The 19,145-nt window shown below is 60.0% G+C and carries 15 protein-coding genes; all 15 read right to left on the bottom strand.

What is annotated here, in order from left to right:
• Positions 1 to 20: 20 nt before the first annotated feature.
• The 15 genes from murG to argF all read right to left on the bottom strand — a co-directional run bounded on the left by murG (position 21) and on the right by argF (position 19,001).
• Complete coding sequence (gene murG / locus DWV58_RS07375; protein WP_117776687.1) at positions 21 to 1,136, bottom strand: undecaprenyldiphospho-muramoylpentapeptide beta-N-acetylglucosaminyltransferase; 1,116 nt, start codon at positions 1,134 to 1,136, stop codon at positions 21 to 23.
• The gene (gene ftsW, locus DWV58_RS07370; protein ID WP_117776686.1) at positions 1,126 to 2,619 is read right to left on the bottom strand and encodes a putative lipid II flippase FtsW; all 1,494 of its coding nucleotides are present in this window, start codon (positions 2,617 to 2,619) and stop codon (positions 1,126 to 1,128) included. Before ftsW ends, murG begins: the two co-directional genes overlap by 11 nt.
• A gap of 36 nt (positions 2,620 to 2,655) precedes the next feature.
• A complete protein-coding gene (gene murD, locus DWV58_RS07365) occupies positions 2,656 to 4,062 on the bottom strand; it encodes a UDP-N-acetylmuramoyl-L-alanine--D-glutamate ligase (RefSeq protein ID WP_117765911.1) in 1,407 nt (468 codons plus the stop codon).
• A gap of 9 nt (positions 4,063 to 4,071) precedes the next feature.
• On the bottom strand, positions 4,072 to 5,091 hold the full coding sequence (gene mraY / locus DWV58_RS07360) for a phospho-N-acetylmuramoyl-pentapeptide-transferase (RefSeq protein ID WP_089571579.1): 1,020 nt from the start codon (positions 5,089 to 5,091) through the stop codon (positions 4,072 to 4,074).
• A gap of 3 nt (positions 5,092 to 5,094) precedes the next feature.
• Entirely contained in the window at positions 5,095 to 6,519 is a 1,425-nt protein-coding gene (gene murF, locus DWV58_RS07355) for a UDP-N-acetylmuramoyl-tripeptide--D-alanyl-D-alanine ligase (RefSeq protein ID WP_117776685.1), read from the bottom strand.
• Positions 6,520 to 6,647: 128 nt separating this feature from the next.
• The gene (locus DWV58_RS07350; RefSeq protein ID WP_316242506.1) at positions 6,648 to 8,348 is read right to left on the bottom strand and encodes a penicillin-binding protein 2; all 1,701 of its coding nucleotides are present in this window, start codon (positions 8,346 to 8,348) and stop codon (positions 6,648 to 6,650) included.
• A gap of 182 nt (positions 8,349 to 8,530) precedes the next feature.
• A complete protein-coding gene (locus DWV58_RS07345; RefSeq protein WP_117776684.1) occupies positions 8,531 to 9,001 on the bottom strand; it encodes a hypothetical protein in 471 nt (156 codons plus the stop codon).
• A 90-nt stretch (positions 9,002 to 9,091) separates the two neighbouring features.
• Positions 9,092 to 10,057, bottom strand: coding sequence for a 16S rRNA (cytosine(1402)-N(4))-methyltransferase RsmH (gene rsmH, locus DWV58_RS07340; RefSeq protein ID WP_117776683.1), 966 nt, complete (start codon positions 10,055 to 10,057; stop codon positions 9,092 to 9,094).
• 20 nt (positions 10,058 to 10,077) lie between these two features.
• Positions 10,078 to 10,512, bottom strand: coding sequence for a division/cell wall cluster transcriptional repressor MraZ (locus DWV58_RS07335; protein WP_006234269.1), 435 nt, complete (start codon positions 10,510 to 10,512; stop codon positions 10,078 to 10,080).
• A gap of 450 nt (positions 10,513 to 10,962) precedes the next feature.
• Positions 10,963 to 11,904 carry a site-specific tyrosine recombinase gene (locus DWV58_RS07330; protein ID WP_199586038.1) on the bottom strand — a complete coding sequence of 314 codons (942 nt, stop codon included), beginning with the start codon at positions 11,902 to 11,904 and terminating at the stop codon, positions 10,963 to 10,965.
• Between the two features lie 2 nt (positions 11,905 to 11,906).
• The gene (locus DWV58_RS07325; RefSeq protein ID WP_117776681.1) at positions 11,907 to 13,568 is read right to left on the bottom strand and encodes a CTP synthase; all 1,662 of its coding nucleotides are present in this window, start codon (positions 13,566 to 13,568) and stop codon (positions 11,907 to 11,909) included.
• A 178-nt stretch (positions 13,569 to 13,746) separates the two neighbouring features.
• Positions 13,747 to 14,085, bottom strand: a complete 339-nt coding sequence (locus DWV58_RS07320; RefSeq protein WP_040358312.1) for a hypothetical protein — start codon at positions 14,083 to 14,085, stop codon at positions 13,747 to 13,749.
• Between the two features lie 257 nt (positions 14,086 to 14,342).
• A complete protein-coding gene (locus tag DWV58_RS07315; RefSeq protein ID WP_006234276.1) occupies positions 14,343 to 15,824 on the bottom strand; it encodes a DUF1846 domain-containing protein in 1,482 nt (493 codons plus the stop codon).
• Positions 15,825 to 16,379: 555 nt separating this feature from the next.
• Positions 16,380 to 17,867: a YfcC family protein gene (locus DWV58_RS07310; RefSeq protein WP_370448362.1), complete on the bottom strand. Its 1,488-nt coding sequence runs from the start codon at positions 17,865 to 17,867 to the stop codon at positions 16,380 to 16,382.
• A 138-nt stretch (positions 17,868 to 18,005) separates the two neighbouring features.
• Positions 18,006 to 19,001, bottom strand: coding sequence for an ornithine carbamoyltransferase (gene argF, locus DWV58_RS07305; RefSeq protein WP_117584234.1), 996 nt, complete (start codon positions 18,999 to 19,001; stop codon positions 18,006 to 18,008).
• Positions 19,002 to 19,145: the final 144 nt, after the last annotated feature.

The raw sequence follows: 19,145 nt of genomic DNA, 5'->3' as shown, positions 1-19,145 counted from the left end.
ACCGAAGATATCCCGTCTAACTAACGCAAACCCTCTACCGCATCCGCCAGAAGAGCGGCGGCTCTATCCTGAGCCAGACCACGCGCCGCCTGACGCATGGCGTCGCGCGCCGCCGCGTCATCGACCAGGTGCAGCAGCTCATCGGCAAAGGCAGAACCGTCGATATCGGCATCGGCGCAGAGCACGCCGGCCCCGGCGTCGACCAGATAACGAGCATTGGTGGTTTGGTGGTCGGCCGTCGCATGCGGATACGGCACGAGCACCGAGGGCACGGCGAGCGCAGCGATCTCGGCCACGCTCGATGCACCCGAACGCGAGAGCACCAAATCGGCAGCAGCCAGCATATCGCCCATGTTGTCGATGTAAGGCTGGACGCGGTAACGCTTCGCCTCCTCGGGCGTCAGCGCCAAAGCGTGCTCGGTCTCCTCAAAGCCGTCGGCACCCGTCGAATGCAACACATAGAGGTTCTTGCGCGAAAGCAGTTCGTTTTTGAGCGAAGTCACGCGCTCGTTGAGGTGCTGGGCGCCAAGTGAACCGCCAAAGACGAGCAGCAGCGTAGCGTCCTCGGGAACGCCAAGTGCCTTGCGGCCACGAGCGCGATCGCCCTCGATCACCGAGCGACGTACGGGGTTGCCGGTCATGAGCACGTGGTCAGGGTCACCTTCGCGCTCAAAGACCGAACGCGCTGCCGGCACCGAGATGCACACGCGGGCGGCGTGGGAGTTCATCATCTTGTTGGCCAGGCCCGGAACAGAGTTCTGCTCATGCAGCAGATACGGAACGCCTGCGCCCTTGCACCACCCAAGCAGCGGAACCTCGACATAGGCACCAAAACCGATGGCGGCATCGGGCTTGCCGACCTTTGAGAAATGATTGGCGAGCGCACGCTTGGCCTTATTGACACGCCACAGGGAGGTCAGCGCCGTCCAAGGACGGGAGCGGTCGAAGCCCGTGACCGTAATGGGTACAAAATCAAACCCAGCCTCGGGGACCAAACGACCCTCGAGCTTGCGCGACTGGCCCACGAACACAACGTGGTGGCCACGGTCACGCAGTTCTTCGGCCAAGGCGAGCGCGGGGTTGATGTGTCCTGCCGTGCCGCCGGCTGCAATAGCAACGGTCATCTTATCGGTCATGGTAGTCCCTTCGTACACGCGGTCCCTGGTCGTCGGTGCGCAGACGCGCCGACGGGTCCGAGTTCAAATCGATTCGATTATATCCGCCGCCCGCGTTGCGAGGGCTGGGGCGCTGCGGACGACCTTGCGGCGCCGTTCGCTGACGCGGGCGGGCTGCCGGCTCGGTCGCAGAGCCATCCAGGACGGTAAAACCGTTACGCGAAGATCGCTCACCGCGCACGTGGGGCACGCCGGCGGTACTCTCATCCATAACGGCAAAGCTCTCGCGGCGACGGTCGTACTCATCGCGACGGGCGCTCTCGTACGAAACGCGCAGGACCAACCCGGCAAGCGTAAGCGACACAATAATCGACGAACCGCCGTAGCTAATAAACGGCAACGGTTTGCCCGTCATGGGAAACACGTTGAGGATGCCCAACGCGTTAATCAAAAACTGCACAGCGAGAATGACCGCGGAGCCAGACGCCATAAGCGCGCCCCGACGATCGGTCGCCTGCTCGGCAATGCGAAACGCCGAGTAGATCAGCATCGCAAACACCAAGAAGAACAGCACGGTTCCGACAAAGCCGACTTCCTCGCCAATAATGGCCAGGATGTAGTCATTGTGCGCCTCGGGCAGATACGAGTACTTCATGGTTGAGTTGCCGATGCCACGGCCGAACAGACCGCCCGAGGCAAAGGCCATGATGGCAAGCGTGGCCTGATAGCCGTCACCATACTCGTCGGCCCAAGGGTTCAAGGCAACCTGAATACGCACCATACGGTATGGCTCTGCGACAAGCGCAATCACGATCACGAGAATGCCGAAGATTAGCACGCCGATGATAAATCTGGGGTCGAGACCCGCAAACAACGCCATGCACATGAGGGTCAACAGGATGATCAGGACGGTACCGAAATCGGGCTGGATAAAGATCAGAAAGAGCGAAATGCCCAGGTAGATGCCCATCTTGCGAAGGAATTCGTTGATGTTGCCACCGGGCGAAAAGAAGCGGTCGAGCATGATGGCCGAATACGCAATGGCAAATGGCTTTAAAAACTCGGAAGGCTGGAACTGAATGCCGGCAATGTTGAGCCAGCGCGTGGCACCACGGCTGCCGCTGCCCACCAAGAACACCAGAAACAGTAGCCCAATCATGCCTATGAGGAAGATCCTGAGCACGTCTTCCCCAAACCAACTGTCCGGCAAGATGCGCACGATGGCAACCATAGCCAGCACGCCAACTCCGGCAAACGCGGCTTGTCGAAACAGAAAAAACGTCGCCGAGCCATTCTCGTGCAGCGCCTCGACCGAAGACGCCGAGTACACCATCAGCAGGCCAAAGCACACCAAGGTAAACAGGCAGGCCATGAATATCAGACGGGGGCGCATGATACGGGCGGGAACGCCGGCAATATAGCGTTCGCTAAACGACTGCCCGCCGCGACCGGAACGCGGTGTGCTGCGCCGCGAGGAAGCACGGTCCGAGTCGGGCCTCCTCATACCTTGTCGGGGGCTCTCCTCTCTCACCGGCAACCCCTATTCCATTTGCGATTTCGCCGCAGCGGCAAGCTGCGCCACATAGTCCTTAAACACGCGGCCGCGCTCCTCATAGCCCGAGAACTCATCGAACGAAGAGCAGGCAGGAGAAAGTAAGATCACGTCGCCACGGCTCGACAGCGAACGGGCGACGTCCACGGCATCGCGCAGGTCATCCGCCTGGGCAATATCCACATCGCCATCGACATCGGCCTCGTCCATAGCGGCGGTGAAACGCTCGCGCGCATCGCCAAAGCAGACGACCGAGCGTACGTTATCCATAACAACGCGCGCGAAGTCCGTGAGCGGCGTGCCCTTATCGTGGCCGCCGAGCAGCAAGATCACGTCGTCATCGGGAAATGCCGTCAGCGCCTTCTCGACCGCATCGGTGTTGGTCGCCTTGGAATCGTTGACGTAGCGCACGCCGTCAATCTCGCCACACGGCTCCACGCGGTGCTCGAGCGGCTGGAACGAGGCCAGACCGCGGCAGACACCATCGACATCGGCACCGACTGCCAGGGCAGCCGTGGCAGCGCACAGGGCATTGATAACATTGTGATGGCCCGAGATCTTGAGTTCGGACGTGGCGACAAGCTGAGTCTCGACGCCCTTCAGGCGCACGACCATTTTGCCGTCGCGCACAAAGGCGGCGTCTGCACCCTCGGGCTCGTCAAAAGCGACCTTGCAGATGCGGCGACCCGGCGTATAGATGTACTCATCGAACTCGTGAATGCCGGCGTCTTCGACGTCGACAACCACCAGATCGTCATCGACCATATTGTCAAACAGCTTGATCTTGGCAAGCGCATAGTTCTTATGGCTCTTATGCCAGCCCAAGTGGTCGGGAGTGATGTTGAGCAGCACTGCCACGCGAGGGTGGAGCTCGGTGGTCGTAGCAATCTGATAGCTCGAGAGCTCAGCCACAAACCACTCGTTGTGGGCTCGGCCGTCAATCTCGTTGATAGGCGGCTCACCGATGTTGCCGACAGCTACACTGGCCTCACCGGAAGCCTTGAGCAGATAATCGGTCAGCGACGTGGTGGTCGTCTTGCCGTTGGTGCCCGTGATGGCAATCCAGTTATCGGGCGACAGGCGATAGGCAAACTCGGGCTCACCCATAATCTGGGCGGCATGCTCGCGCCCGGCCTTAAAGAAGCCCGAGAACTCCGAGATGCCCGGGCACGTCACGCATACGTCATAGGCGCCCTCGACCTGTTCGGTCCCATAGACAAACGACGCACCGGCAGCCTCGAGCGCACGCGTGGCGTCATTGGGCTCAGAGGTGCCGCCGCCATACACGGTAACGGCGCTTACGCGCTCTGGATGTGCCAGCGCCCAGCGGGCGACATCGAGACCGGATTTGCCCTGACCCAAAACGAGCAGGCTAAAGACATCAGCAAGAGGCATGAAAGACCACTATCCCAACTGGAAGAACAGAGCAAGGCCAACGGCACCAAAGGCCGCAGCGATAATCCAAAAACGGATGACGACCTTGGTCTCGGCCCAACCCTTCTTTTCGAAATGATGATGGATGGGCGCCATAAGGAAGACGCGCTTGTGCGTAAAGTGGAAGTAGACAACCTGAATCATGACCGACAGGGTCTCAACGATAAACAGGCCACCGATGATGAGGGAGACGACCTCGGTGTTAGTCATGATGGACGTACAGGCAAACGCGGCGCCCAGAGCAAGCGAGCCGGTATCACCCATAAAGATGCTCGCCGGATAGCAGTTGAACCACAGAAAGCCCAGGCAGGCACCGGCACACGCGGTGCAGAAGATGGACAGGTTCACGTCTCCGTGCAAAAACGCCATGGCAGCCATGGCGAGCATGGCGATCATGGAGGTGCCGCCAGCAAGGCCGTCAAGGCCATCGGTCAAGTTCACGGCATTAGAAAGACCGGCAATCATCAGCCAGCAAAAGACAATATAGAGCCACGGGAACGAATAGCCGCAGATGGTAGTCGAAAGCACGCCAAGGTCAATCGTCAACCCACCGGGAAAACGAATCTCGGGGGCGACGCCGCACCAGTTGACGGCAAGTACCGTAAAGGTGACACAGATAATGGTTAGGCCGATCATCTTGGCATGAGGCGTCAGACCGAGCGAGCGCCCATGCGTAACGGAGGTCAGGTCGTCGATCAGGCCCAGCACACCGGTCGCCAGCGTGGCGAGCAGTACGAGTACGAGCTCGGTGGTGAGCTTGCCCATCAGCAGGCAGGTCAGCGAGATCGCGACGAGGATGACAACGCCACCCATGGTGGGCGTTCCCTGCTTAACCAAATGACGCTTGGGGCCGTCGGCACGAACCTGCTGGCCGATACCCTCGACCTTGAGCAGCTTGATCCACCACGGCATGAGCAGCAGCGCAATGGCTGCGGCGATGCCAAGCCCCAAAAAAGCCTGATACGTTGGATACGAGGGATTGCCGAACATGGGCTAGCACACACCTTCCACAAAGCGGTCGAGCTCAACAAAGCGGGAACCCTTGACCAGTACAACATCATGTTTTTCAAGCGCGCCGCCCATGCGGTCGAGCACCTGCTGATAATCGGAGAACACCTGGATGCGGTCCTCGTCCATGCCCATCATGCGCGCGGCATCGGCCATAAGCTGGGCCAGCTCACCACCCACGCACGCCAGCATGTCGAGCTTCTTGGCGGCGGCATAGGCGCCCACGAGCTCATGCATGCGAGGAGCCTCATCGCCCATCTCGCCCATCTCGCCCAGGATCGCCATGCGAGACCCCGTGCATGAAAGCGAGCACAGCAGATCGAGGCCGGCTGCCATCGATTCGGCGCTGGCGTTATAGGAATCGTCGATGATGCGTGCACCGCTCTTGGCGCGCTTGATCTCCTGGCGGTGCCCGGTGATCGTAAGACCCCTAAAGGCAGCATCGACCTGCTCGGGCGTCACGCCCAGGCGATAGGCAACCGCGGCGGCCTTAACGGCATTAGGAACGGACTGCACGCCGGGGATGGCAAGCATGGTATCGATTGTCTCGCCCTGACCAAAATCGAGTGTAAAGACCGGACGGCCCTCGTCATCAACACGAACGTCGCGGGCGCGGACCTCATCATCGTCAGAGACACCGGCCAGCATCACGTCGATACCAGCAGGCTGGGCGAACGTATCGCGAATGAACGGCGTAAAATCGTCCTCGCCGCCCAAAACCAGCAGCGGCAAATAGTCGCCGGCGGCGCACATGCCCTGGACAATCTCGGCCTTAGCGCGGGCGATGTTCTCGCGGCTGCCCAAAATGCCGATATGAGAGGTGCCGATCTTGCTCACGATGGCAAGGTTGGGATTGGCGGACTGGGACAGGCGCTCGATCTCGTGGAAATGGTTCATGCCCATCTCGAGCACCAGAACCTCGGTATCGGCCGGAGCGGAAAGCACCGTGAGCGGCATGCCGATCAGGTTATTGAAATTGCCCTTGGTGGCCCAGACACGATAGCGCTTGGCGAGCACAGCGGCGAGAACGTCCTTGGTCGTCGTCTTGCCGATGGAACCGGTAATGCCAACGACCAGGCAGCCAAGCTCCAGGCGATACGCGTGCGCCAAACGCAGCAGAAACTCCTCGGGATCATCGGTCAGCAAGATGGCACAGCCCTTGTCCTGCGCCAGCGAGACCAGCTCGGCCTCGGGCTCACGCGTCATCACGACGGCGCCGGCACCCGACTGGACGGCACGGGAAGCAAAATCATTGCCGTCGACGTTTTCACCGGGAAAGGCGACGAAAATCGTCCCTTCCTCGACCTGGCGCGAGTCGATAACGCACCCGCGGCATACCCGATCGACTTCTCCCGTCACGGTTCGGGCCCCTGTTGCGGCCGCGAGGTTGTTGACGGCGATCTCTATCATTGCAGCTCCCCTGTAAACCTAAATAATGCTATCGGCGTATTGTATCCCAGCGCCGCGCATGCGTGGTGCAGGGCATGTGAACACCCCTCATATGGGACAACAAACCACGCCCCAAAGATTGTAACCCCCTACTTCGTGTGTGGGATACCCAGCACGTCGAGCGCGTTGGCCATAATGGACTGGAACGGCACCGCAGCGGCATCTGAGCCGCTCGGCGTTCCGTCGAGCGTGATATAGCACAGCACCTTGGGCGATTGTGCCGGTGCAAAGCCCATAAAGGACGACATGTAGTTCTCCTTGAGGTAGCCGCCGTTCTCGTCGGCACGTTCGGCCGTACCGGTCTTACCCGCCACGTCATAGCCGTCAACCGCGCCGCCAACGCCCGTTCCCTCCGACACGACCGTCTGCATGCACGATGTCACCTGGGATGCGGCATCCTCCGAAATCGCGCGCTCGCCTTCGCCCCAGTCCTTCTCGTCACCTTTGCTGGACTTATAGAAGTGCGGGGTCATCATCACGCCGCCGTTGGCGATGCCGCCCACGGCACGTGCGATCTCAATCGGCGAGACAGACAGCGCCTGTCCAAAGCTCATCGAGCCCAGCGTGGCGCCGTCATACTGGTCACGCTCCTTGACGATGCCCAGGCTCTCGCCCGGAAAATCGACACCAGAGCTGTGACCGATGCCCCACTTGTCCACATAGGCGGCAAAGTCGTCGGCACCGATCTTGCGCCCCACCAGGACAAAGCCTACGTTGGACGAACGGCGCATCATCTCGCGCACATCCATGGTCATGGCATAGTCGCGCTTGTCGGCATCGGTGACGGTATCGTCGCCCACCTTGATGCTCGCCGGCACCTCAAACGACGTACTCGACCGCACGACACCCAAGTCGAAGCCGGCGCCCGCCACGAGCGTCTTAAAGACCGAGCCGGGCTCGTAGGCGTCGGTGACCAGGCGCAGGTTCATATCCTCGGTCTTGGCGTTTTCCAGATCGGTCTGGTCGTAAGTCGGGTACGAGCAAGCAGCGAGAATTTCACCGGTCGTGGGGTCGGTGACCAAAGCCGAGCCGTTCTTGGCCTTAGTCTTCTCGACAGCCTCTGCCAGGGCATCCTCGGCCGCACGCTGGATATTGACGTCGAGCGTCGTCACGATATCAACGCCGTCGACCGCAGCCACCTTTTTATAGGCACCGCCCGCGATATAGCTGCCGTCCCTCGCGCGTTCGCGTACGAGAGAACCGTTCGTACCGGTCAGAAGCTTGTTGTATTGCTTTTCGAGACCCGTCAAGCCGTCGTTGTCTACATTCACTACACCCAGCACCTGCGATGCCAGATTGCCGTATGGATATACGCGCTTCATAGCCTGCTCAAAAAGCACGCCGGGCAGGTTCTTCTTCTCCAGCGCCGCAGCATCGTCTTCGTCCACCTGGCGCTTGATATACACCCAGGTTCCATCGGACTCAACGAGCTTGCGGCAGGTCTTTTTATCGATTCCAGTTGCCTTGACCAGCGCCGACACCGTCTTGTCAACATCCTCGACAAGCTGCGGGTTCACGGCGATGTTGCGACATTCGACCGACGACGCCAGCACGTTACCGTTGCGGTCGTAGATGGTACCGCGTTTGGCATAGAGGGTCTGCGCAAGCAGTCGGCGCGCATCGGCACGCTCGCGCAGTTTATCGGCTTCGACAATTTGATAGTCGGCAAGGCGAAAGACGCCCAAGCCCAAGCCAAGCCCAATGAAGCCCATGACGGCTTTGCGGCGAGGCAGAGGCGTGCCTGTGAGCCATTCGGTCGACGAACTCTTGCGCGACCTGGTGTTATGCACTTGGGGGCCGCCCGAGCCGCGAAGTCGCGACGCCGGGTCGTTGCCACGGGACCGCCCGGCGTTGTAAGATTGCCGACCCGTTCCTTGATAACCAGAACGTCCCCGCGACGAGGGACGTCCAGAACCGCGGCCCCCATCGGAACCGCGGCGATAGTCATTTGTCATACTCAGCTACCGTCTTGCTATTGAGCGGTCGCGGTCGCGTTGGCGCCCGCGGCTGCATCCTGCGTAAAGTCAAGTGTAACGCTCTCGCTGGGCTCCACCATGCCATAAGCGCCCGCAAGGTCGCGAATGCGCGTGTCGGCGCCATAGACCGAATGCATGACCTCTAGGTCGGAGCTCTCATCGGTCGCCTTTTCGAGCGTGTTGGTAAGCTCGGCGTTGCTGTTGAGCACCTGGGCCGTAACGCCGGCGAGCGCCACGCGGGCGACGCCGATCGTCATGAAGATAGCCGCAATGATGCAAAACGTTTTAAGAACGCTCATGAAAACCGGGCTTACCGCCTGGTTTGCCTGACGGCCCGCGCCCGTGTAGACATCAAAGCGCGGCGTGCGCTGCTCACGGGGAGCAACGGGGGCCTGCGGCGTCTCACGATAGGCGGGCATGGCGTTCATATCATAGGCGAGTGCTGCGCTTGAAGTGTTGTAGCCCATGATATGCCGCCTCCCATCCCGAGTACGTTGGTAGTGTGTTTAAGCTTCGTTTATGGTGCGAGCGGGAGGTCCAATATCGCGCGGTCGCGCCTACAGACGCTGCGCCACGCGGATTTTGGCTGATCTCGCCCGAGGGTTGCGCTCAACCTCATCAGGCTGGGCAACCAGGGGTTTGCGGGTGATGACCTTGAGTATCGGCACGTTGCCGCACACGCACACCGGAATCTCCGGCGGACACGTGCACCCCTGGCTCATCTCCTTAAAGTGGTTCTTTACGATACGGTCCTCGAGCGAGTGATACGAGATGACGCAGATACGTCCGCCCGGGTTGAGCCACCTGGTGGCGGCATCAAGCCCTCGTTCGAGCACATCGAGTTCGTGATTGACCTCGATGCGAATGGCCTGGAAACTTTTCTTGGCCGGGTGTCCGCCATGCCGACGAGCGGCAGCCGGGATACCCGCCTTGATGATCTCGACAAATTGGCCGGTGGTTTCGATCGATTCTTGCTCGCGGCGGCGCACGATCTCGCGCGCGATCTGCGAGGCGAACTTCTCTTCGCCGTAGACGCGTAGAATCCGGGCGAGGTCGTGTTCGTTATAGGTGTTGATGACCTCAGCTGCGTTTAAGGTGTTATTGCCCGGATCCATCCGCATGTCCAATGGGGCGTCCTCGTTATACGAAAAGCCCCTGCCAGGGATATCGAGTTGCGGTGACGAAACGCCCAAATCGAACAGGAAGCCATCGACCCCGGGCACCTCGGCCGAGCAAAGCAGCTCGTCCAAGTCGCCGAAGTTGCCCTTCAGCAGCTGGTGCGGAACGCCGGGAACCTCGCGGTCCAGACGGGCGCCAGCGGCCTCGAGGGCCATGTCGTCCTGATCGACGCCGAGCAAAAGGCCCGTCTCCCCCACCTGTGCGGCCATCTTTACCGAATGGCCGGCACCGCCAAGGGTGCAATCGCAGACAACGGAGCCGCTCTTTAGCTGCAGCGACTCAAGCACTTCGCCGAGCATGACAGGTTCATGCCGATATTCTTGTGTCAAGATCCCACGCTCCATCCGTTACCCGTGCCTTGCCCTTACGAGAAGAAGAGGTCCAGCAGGGCCTCATCGTCATCGTCCTCATCGGCCGCGGCGCGATCCCAAACCTCAAGGTGGTCGTAGTTGCCCACAACCGTGACCTCGCGGTCGAGGTTCGCCTGCTTGCGGAGAGACTCAGAAAGACCGATACGACCCGCGCTGTCCACATCCATCGACGTGGTGCGCTTGTTGATCGCCCTCATGAGCTTCTGGTCGTTGATGTCGCGCGGGTTAAAACCCTCGTGGCCCTCACGACCCGCGAAGAGTCCTTCGACCCACTTATCGAAGGCCTCGGCAGAGAACACGTACAGAGCATCGACATCCAGGGCTTTGAACACGCGAACGTGCTCTCCAAGCTCCTCGCGAAGGGGTGCAGGCAGGGACAGACGACCTTTTGCATCGAGATTGCGCTCGTATGCACCAGTCATTCCCATGTGCGCCCTCCCCTCGGTTACTCAGATGGCACGTACGCGGGGAACCACCCCGCCTGTCGACGTCATCAATAATATGGGGAATCGCCCCATTTTTCAACACCTTCCCCCACCCCTCCCCACCATTCCACCCCCAATATGTTGTAAAACACCCCCGAGCATATGTTCGAAAACACAATATGTTGTGTTTGCAGCAACGGCGGGATGCCACCTGTAGAACCACGCCCGCGAACCTCAACCTTCAAGTTGACCTTGAGGCGATTTTTACGTCCCTTTACACGCCGTTCACATCGCCCCCAAACTCCCCCACCCACGGCACACACGGCCCACCACCGCGACGACAAGTGGCGAAAAATGGGACAGGCCCCAGATTGCCCATGCGCGCGCAAAAGCACGCCGCGGCAATCTGGGGCCCGTCCTCAAATACCTATAAATTTGCAGGTCAGCGATGTGCTAACGATGCGCCAGCGGGTGCGCCGCCAGATAGACCTCGGTCAGTTGCGTACGATCGACATGCATGTAGACCTGCGTGGTCGATATATCGGCATGTCCCAAGATCTCCTGCAGCACACGGAGGTCTGCGCCGCCCGCAAGCATATGGGTGGCAAAGGAGTGACGCAGCGTATGGGGATGGAGTCCCACCAGTCCCACCTGGCGCCCGTAGCGCTCACAGATGGCATGGATGCCCTGGCGTGACAGACGGCGGCCGTTCTTATTTAAAAAAACCGCCGAGGTCTCGGTTCCGCGGGCATGGGCCGCCAAGCGAGAACGCCCCTCAGTTACATAGAGCGTCAGAGCTCGCGCCGCGCTTCCCACCAGCGGGGACAGGCGTTCCTTTGAGCCCTTACCGCGAACGAGCACAAAGCCATCGTCGATATGGATATCGCCCACATCGAGCCCCACCAACTCGCTCACACGCAAACCGCATCCGTAGAGCACTTCCAAGATGGCATGGTCGCGCAAGCCCATCTCGCCCTCGGGGAAATCTTGATCGAGCAGCGCCGAGACATCCTCCACTGATAGATACTCCGGCAAACGCTCAGCCTTTTTAGGCAGGCGCAACGCCGCCGTCGGGTTTTGGGCCACGGCCCCATCGCGCACCAAAAAGGCATGCAGGCCCTTCACGGCAGCAAGCGCACGCTCCACCGAGGCGTCGGAATAGCCTCCGCCGCGGCGATCGGCGACAAAGCCCTCCACGACCTGACGGGTCACCTCTTCAAAAGACACAATACCCGCCCGCTCCAGATAGGCGCAGTACGTCGTCAGGTCACGACGATAGGCCACAATCGTGTTGCGCGCCAAGCCCCGCTCGACCGCGAGGTAATCGAGATACTCCCCCGCCGCCACGGCGAGCGACGAGGGAGTAGCTTCGGTATGTTCCTTATTCGCCGGCACCCTTAGTCCGTAGCGAGGTTCATGGGCGTCACCTGCAGACGGTCGACACCCTCGTGCTGGCCGATCGAAGCGCGCACGAACTCTCGGAACAGCGGCTGCGGATTAGTCGGACGGCTCTTGAACTCGGGGTGAGCCTGGGTTGCCACATACCACGGATGCACGTCGCGCGGCAGCTCGACCATCTCGACCAGGCGCTCGTCGGGCGAGAGGCCAGAGATAACCAAGCCGGCATCCTCGAGCTGGTCGCGGAAGGCGTTGTTGAACTCAAAGCGGTGACGGTGACGCTCGTAGACGAGTTCCTCGCCATATGCCTCGCGAGCAAGGGTATCGGCGGCGAGCTTGCACGGATAGGCGCCCAGGCGCATGGTGCCGCCCTTCTCGGTCACGTCCTCCTGCGAGCTCATCAGATCGATGACGCTAAACGGGCCGTCCGGATCGAACTCAGAGGAGCTGGCACCGGCAAGGCCGACGACGTTGCGGGCGAACTCGCACACGGCGACCTGCATACCCAGGCAAATGCCCAGATACGGAATCTTGTGCTCACGGGCAAACTCGGCCGCGAGGATCTTGCCCTCCAGGGCGCGCTTGCCAAAGCCGCCGGGGACCAGGATGCCCGAGGCGTCGCCCAGAACCTCGGAGACATTCTGCTCGTCGAGGCTCTCGCCGTCGATCAGCTGGACGTCCACATGGCGATCGTAGAAGACGCCCGCATGGTGCAGGGCCTCAATAACCGACAGGTACGCATCGGGCAGCTGCGTGTACTTACCCACGACGGCAATCTTAACCTTATCGGCGTGATGGTTGGCATGGTTCTGCTTACGCAGGAACTCATTCCACTCGCTCATGTCGCGCTCACGCGGGTCCAGGCCCAGGCGCTCGCAAATACGCAGGTCAAAGTCCTGCTCGGCAAGCAGCTGCGGCACGTCGTAGATGCTCGCGCAGTCCTCATTGGTAAAGACGCAATCGGTGTCGACGTCGCAGAAGCTTGCGATCTTTCCGCGGATGGCATCGTCGATATGGTGGTCGGAACGCAGAACGATAATATCGGGCTGGATACCAAAGCTGCGGAGCTCCTTGACGGAATGCTGCGTGGGCTTGGTCTTGACCTCGTGGGCGGCGGCAATATAGGGAACGAGCGACACGTGGATGTAGCAGACGTTCTCGGGGCCGGCCTCCTTGCGGTACTGACGGATGGCCTCGACAAACGGTTGGGACTCGATGTCGCCGATCGTGCCGCCCAGCTCGGTGATGACTACATCGGAGCCGGTCTGCTCCTCGATGCGGCGAAACTTGTCCTTAATGGCATTGGTGACGTGAGGAATCACCTGCACGGTACCGCCCAAAAAGTCGCCGCGACGCTCGCGGGCGATTAGGCTTTTGTAGATGGCACCGGTCGTAAAGTTGGAATCGCGGGTCAGGTTCTCATCAATAAAACGCTCGTAATGACCCAGGTCCAGGTCGGACTCGTAACCATCCTCGGTTACAAAGACCTCACCATGCTGAAAGGGGCTCATGGTACCGGGGTCGACGTTCAGATACGGGTCGGCCTTCTGCATCGTTACTTTGTAGCCACGCGACTTGAGCAGACGGCCCAGCGAGGCCGCGGTAATACCCTTGCCCAGGGACGAAACCACGCCACCGGTTACGAACACATGCTTGGTCATATTGAGTTACCTGCGCTTCCCGTAGAAGTTGTTTATCCACATCTTACGGGTCTTCATTGTAATACTCGTGCCGCGGACCGTTCGCAATTTTTCTCGCGTGCGATTGCATTTCTCAATCTTGAAACAAAACGCCGCCCGGTTTCCCAGACGGCGTCGCTATGGCAAGGGTTACATGCTGCTATCGATCAGCAACCTCGTCCTCGAGCATTTCCTGAACGAGCATGCCGGTCCGGACGCCCTCAAGATACCACTCGCCACGTTCGGTGAGGCAAATACCATTTGCAAGCTGACCGCCATCGTCGCTATAACGCGAGACGACATCAATCATGCCTTCGGAATCCAAGCGATCGATTGCGGCGCGGGCACGATACGGCGAAACCCCCACGCGCTCGGCAAGCGTTTTGCGCGAGAAACCATACGGCCCGCCATTGTCTTCGGTTTGCTGGTCGATCTCCATCAACACCAGCACCTCGACACGCTTCATATCGTTGACACTCGCACGACCCTTGCCCGCCATAGCAGCCTCCTCAAACCGAGCACGAGCATCTAACGCGCCGTGCGCGACCGACACACCTCACGATGGCAGGTAATATCCATCATGCGGCATCCCGCTAAGGATGAAACAGTTACGGTTATTGTATACCGCTCAAATTGTTTATAGGCAGGTAAACGGCTATTTTTTCGCCGAAATAGGCGCTTTATTGATCAAAAAGCCGTACCGGGCGCTAACCCGATACGGCCAAAATGCAATGCAATTACCGCGGTGCTTCAAACTTAGCGATGGAAGAAACCGCGGCGCTCAAACTTGGGCTCGCAGCACACGTTGATACCCAGTTTGCGCAGTACCGTCTCGTCCGTCGGCGAGATAATCACGCTAAAGAAGGCATCGCAACCGCGCAGCTGCTCCAGGCCCGAAAGGACGCGAGCGGCCGTCTCACTCGTGGCCGAGGTGATCGACAGCGCCATAAGCGTCTCGTCGGTGTGGAGGCGCGGGTTTTTGCTGCCCAGGAAATGCGTCTTGAGCTTGCTGATGGGCTCGATCGCCTCATCGCTAATGACCTCGAGCTCAAGGTCGACGCCCGAGACATGCTTTAGGGCGTTCATAATGAGCGAACTTGCGGCGCCCAGGCGCGTGGAGGTCTTACCGGTCACCACGGAGCCATCGGGCATGACCATGGCACCCACGGGACCACCCGTCAGCTGCTCCCTGGTGAGGGCCGCTGAGCGCGCCGGTGAGTAGTTCTTATCGATGCCGGCTTTCTTCATAATAATCTTGAGACGGTCGACTTGCTCATCGCCCACGCCGGTACGGCGCACATTTTCGACCGCGGTAAAGTAGCGGCGGACGATCTCCATCTTGGAAGCGTCGCGGCAGGCATCGTCATCGGTGATGGCAAAGCCGACCATATTGACGCCCATGTCCGTAGGGCTCTGGTAGGGGCTCTTGCCCAGGATCTTTTCCATCAGGGCACGGACTACCGGGAAGGCCTCGACGTCGCGGTTGTAGTTGACCGTGGTCTTGTTGTAGGCCTCAAGGTGGAACGAATCGATGATATTGGCATCGTCGAGGTCAGCCGTGGCGGCCTCGTAGGCAATATTGACCGGATGCGTAAGGGGCAGATTCCAAACCGGGAAGGTCTCGAATTTGGCATAGCCGGCGGCCGTGCCATGCTTGTGCTCGTGATAGAGCTGAGACAGGCAAGTAGCTAGCTTGCCCGAGCCAGGGCCGGGCGCCGTCACGACAACGAGCGGTCGGGTGGTCTCGACAAACTCGTTCTTGCCATAGCCGTCGTCGGACACAATCAGATCGACATCGTGCGGATACCCCTCGATGGGATAGTGCAGCTTGGCGGGAATACCGAGCGCGTTCAGGCGGTTGCGGAACACATCGGCAGCGGGCTGTCCAGCGTACTGGGTGATGACCACGGCCGCGACAGCAAAGCCGTTGCCGCGGAACAGGTCAACCAGGCGCAGCACATCCTCGTCATAGGTAATGCCAAGGTCACCACGAGCCTTGTTTTTCTCGATGTGGTTCGCGTTGATCGCGATGATAACCTCGACATCGTCGGCGATGCTTTTGAGCATGCGGAACTTGCTGTCCGGCTCAAAACCCGGTAGCACGCGGCTGGCATGATAGTCATCGAACAGCTTGCCGCCAAACTCCAAATACAGCTTGCCGCCAAACTGCGAGATGCGCTCCTTAATGTGAGCAGCCTGCAGCTCGATATACTTCGCGTTGTCGAAACCCTGGCGCATGTATGGCTCCCGTCCCGTTTCCATTTAATGTTCTAGGCGATTATAACGGAGCCTGCCTCTCGCAAGGGCCTGGCCACCAACAGGCACCAACCAAACACGCCACCGCAACCACCGGGGACCCGGGATAGCTAATTTGAAGCAGGAACCAAGTCACTCCGCACCAACAATGGAAACGTCACAGGCAGAGCCAAAGTCAACGAACGGGCACCAGAGCGGGCAAGCTGTTCCCCTGCACCAACAATAACAGCGTCGCAGGTTGAGCATAAGTCAGCGAGCGCCGTCCAGGACGTACAAGTTGGCATGAAAAAGGCAAGGCATAGACCTTTTGGTCATGCCTTGCCTTTTGAATGACAAATTGTCGTCCTGGGCGGCGCGCAGCGTCAACTGGTTGCGTGGTTCGTAGAACCGCGCAACATAAGTGCGCCCCCTCCCGCGCACGGAACGGGAGGGGGCCAAAGGTAGGAGTCTACCGGTGGGGTTACCCCACCGGACAGACGATGACCAGGTGATCCGTTATAGGATCGTCATGGTTTCCGTGGGGTACCCAAGGGGTACTTAGAGCATCACGCAAGCGACGGTCAGGATGATGGCGCAGACGACGGAGAGAGCGACGATGAGCTTAAGAGCAAACTTGAGCCAGGTCGTCCACTCGATCTTGGCCAGGGCAAGACCGCCCATGATGGCGCCGGAGGTCGGGGTGAACAGGTTCACGACGCCGATGGCGGCGGAGAAGATCATGACCATGACCTCGGGCGAGAAGCCGAGCTTAACAGCCAGCGGTCCCATGATGGGCATGGAGACAGTAGCCATACCGGAGGTCGAGGGGATCAGGAAGGACAGGCCGAAGTAGACCAGGAAGCTCATGGGAGCGAAGATCACGCCGGACAGGCCAGCCAGAGCATTGGCGGCAGCGTCGAGGACGTAGACGTCGAGGCCGGTGCTAGCCATGAGGACGGAGATACCACGGGCGAGGGCGATGACGAGGACAACGGACATCATGTCGGCAGCGCCGGTGATGAAGGTGTTGACGATCTGCTTCTCGGACAGGCCGCCGATAATACCGATCAGGACAGCCATGAGGAAGAACCAGGTGGAAGCCTCGTCGAAGTACCACTGACCAATGGGCAGGCCGGTGATCAGGGCAGACCAGCCCTGAACGATGGCGTTACCGTCGGCGTCATAGACAGCGCCAGCATCGAAGAAGTTGGCGACGCCCTCGTTAAGGTCGGCCAGCGGGATGAAGCCGACGATCATGACGACGAAGGTGAAGGCAAAGGCGATCAGAACACCCTTCTGACGACCGGTGAGCTTGACCTCCTTGTGAACCTCGGAAGCAGCCTTGCCGTGAGCCTCTTCGGCGTCCTTGAGCTCCTGCATCGAAAGGATGGTGGAACCCTTGTCAGCCTTGACCTTCTTGGCATAGCTCATGACGAAGAAGATGGACATGGCGGTGGTAACAATCCACAGGACGGCACCGAGGCCGATGATGATGGACTGGTTGACCTCAATGCCAACGCCGGTCAGAGCGTCGACGGCAGCGCCGACGGCAAACGGGTTAACCGTGGAGCCGAGGCAGCCGCAGCCAGCGCCGAGCAGGACGGTTGCAGCGCCGACCATGGGGTCGAAGCCAGCAGCCATCATGGTAGCGGCGAGCAGGGCGTAGAAGGGAACGGTCTCCTCGCACATACCATAGGTGGTACCACCGAGGGAGAAGATGAGCATCAGCACGGGAATGAGCATGATCTCATTGCCCTTAAGCTTCTGCACCAGAACGGCAATGCCGTTGTCCAGGGCGCCGGTCTCGGTCATCATGCCGAGGAAGCCGCCGAGGATCATAACGAAGAGGCAGACGGGCAGAGCGTCAGCGAAGCCCTTGACCGGGGCGGTGCAGAAATCGCTCAAGCGGGCAGCGGCAACCGCGCCACCGGACGTACCGGAGACGATAACGGTAACAACCGCGACGATTGCCAGCAGAGCAAGAAGAATGGTGAACGATGAAGGCATACCGCGCTTTTTCTTAGCGGTCTCAGTCATAGTTCTCATCCCCCCTTCATAAATCATTTACTGATCTCGCCCGAAGCGGCTCTTCCGTGCCGTGCATGTCGTTCGGTGCGAGATTTTTACCAGACAAAAGTGCTCGGGGTGCGCAGCAATGCACCCCGAGCGAGATGCTAGATGCTCTTACTTGAGCGTAGCGTACATGACAGCCTTGATGGTGTGCATGCGGTTCTCGGCCTCGTCGAAGACCTTGGAAGCGGGGCTCTCGAAGACCTCGTCGGTGACCTCCTGCTCGGTGATGCCGAACTGCTCGCACTTCTCGGCGCCAATCGTGGTGTTAGTGTCGTGGAAGCTGGGCAGGCAGTGCAGGAAGATGGCACCCGGGTTGGCCATAGCCATGACCTCGGAGGTAACGCGATACGGGGTGAGCTGAGCGATGCGCTCGGCCCAGACCTCGTCGGGCTCGCCCATGGAGACCCAAACGTCGGTGTAGAGAACGTCGGCACCGGTGACGCCGTCCTTGACGTCGGTGGTCAGCTTGATGGTGCAGCCGTTGGCCTCGGCGATGGGCTTGCAGGCCTCGATGACGTCGTCAGCGGGCATGCACTCCTCGGGGCCGCAGGCCACGAAGTTCATGCCGAGCTTGGAGCAGACAACCATGAGGGAGCGAGCGACGTTGTTCTTGCAGTCGCCCATGAAGACGAGGGTCTTGCCCTTGATGTCGTAGTTGAAGTTCTCCTGGACGGTCAGGATGTCGGCGAGCATCTGGGTGGGGTGCCACTCGGTGGTCAGGCCGTTCCACACGGGCACGCCGGACTTAGCGGCGAGCTCCTCGACGTCGTCCTGGGCAAAGCCGCGGAACTCGATGCCGTCATACATGCGGCCGAGAACGCGGGCGGTGTCCTCGATGGACTCCTTCTTGCCCATCTGCGACGAACCCGGATCGAGGTAGGTGACGCCCATGCCCAGGTCCATGCCGCCGACCTCGAAGGCGCAGCGGGTACGAGTGGAGGTCTTCTGGAAGAGCAGGACGATGTTCTTGCCCTCGAGATAGCGGTGCGGAACGCCAGCACGCTTCATGTCCTTGAAGTTCTTGGAGAGCTTGAGCAGGTACTCAATCTCCTCGGTGGTGAGGTCGAGGAGCTTGAGGAAGCTACGGCCGGAGAGGTTAACACCCATGGTTCGATTCCTTTCGAAGAAATGAATTACGTAAGTATTAGTGTTGCCCGTTTGACGGGCGAAACCGGTGCGGCTGTAGGGAAACCGCACCGGAAACTGAAAACCTTAGAGGTCCTCGCGCCAGAAGGGCATGCTCATGCAGCG

The organism is Collinsella sp. AF11-11 (assembly GCF_003465485.1).
Taxonomy (GTDB): Bacteria; Actinomycetota; Coriobacteriia; order Coriobacteriales; family Coriobacteriaceae; genus Collinsella.
The sequence above is the reverse complement of the archived record's forward strand: the minus strand, read 5'-3'. Positions and strand labels throughout refer to the sequence as shown.

What these genes read in the sequence shown, in the direction of transcription:
- DWV58_RS07345 (WP_117776684.1), bottom strand. Translation starts at nt 9,001, where the DNA reads ATGGGCTACAACACTTCAAGCGCAGCACTCGCCTATGATATGAACGCC.
- DWV58_RS07325 (WP_117776681.1), bottom strand. Translation starts at nt 13,568, where the DNA reads ATGACCAAGCATGTGTTCGTAACCGGTGGCGTGGTTTCGTCCCTGGGC.
- murD (WP_117765911.1), bottom strand. Translation starts at nt 4,062, where the DNA reads ATGCCTCTTGCTGATGTCTTTAGCCTGCTCGTTTTGGGTCAGGGCAAA.
- DWV58_RS07320 (WP_040358312.1), bottom strand. Translation starts at nt 14,085, where the DNA reads ATGGCGGGCAAGGGTCGTGCGAGTGTCAACGATATGAAGCGTGTCGAG.
- ftsW (WP_117776686.1), bottom strand. Translation starts at nt 2,619, where the DNA reads ATGAGGAGGCCCGACTCGGACCGTGCTTCCTCGCGGCGCAGCACACCG.
- argF (WP_117584234.1), bottom strand. Translation starts at nt 19,001, where the DNA reads ATGGGTGTTAACCTCTCCGGCCGTAGCTTCCTCAAGCTCCTCGACCTC.
- DWV58_RS07310 (WP_370448362.1), bottom strand. Translation starts at nt 17,867, where the DNA reads ATGAGAACTATGACTGAGACCGCTAAGAAAAAGCGCGGTATGCCTTCA.
- DWV58_RS07315 (WP_006234276.1), bottom strand. Translation starts at nt 15,824, where the DNA reads ATGCGCCAGGGTTTCGACAACGCGAAGTATATCGAGCTGCAGGCTGCT.
- mraY (WP_089571579.1), bottom strand. Translation starts at nt 5,091, where the DNA reads ATGTTCGGCAATCCCTCGTATCCAACGTATCAGGCTTTTTTGGGGCTT.
- murG (WP_117776687.1), bottom strand. Translation starts at nt 1,136, where the DNA reads ATGACCGATAAGATGACCGTTGCTATTGCAGCCGGCGGCACGGCAGGA.
- murF (WP_117776685.1), bottom strand. Translation starts at nt 6,519, where the DNA reads ATGATAGAGATCGCCGTCAACAACCTCGCGGCCGCAACAGGGGCCCGA.
- DWV58_RS07335 (WP_006234269.1), bottom strand. Translation starts at nt 10,512, where the DNA reads ATGGGAATGACTGGTGCATACGAGCGCAATCTCGATGCAAAAGGTCGT.
- rsmH (WP_117776683.1), bottom strand. Translation starts at nt 10,057, where the DNA reads ATGGAGCGTGGGATCTTGACACAAGAATATCGGCATGAACCTGTCATG.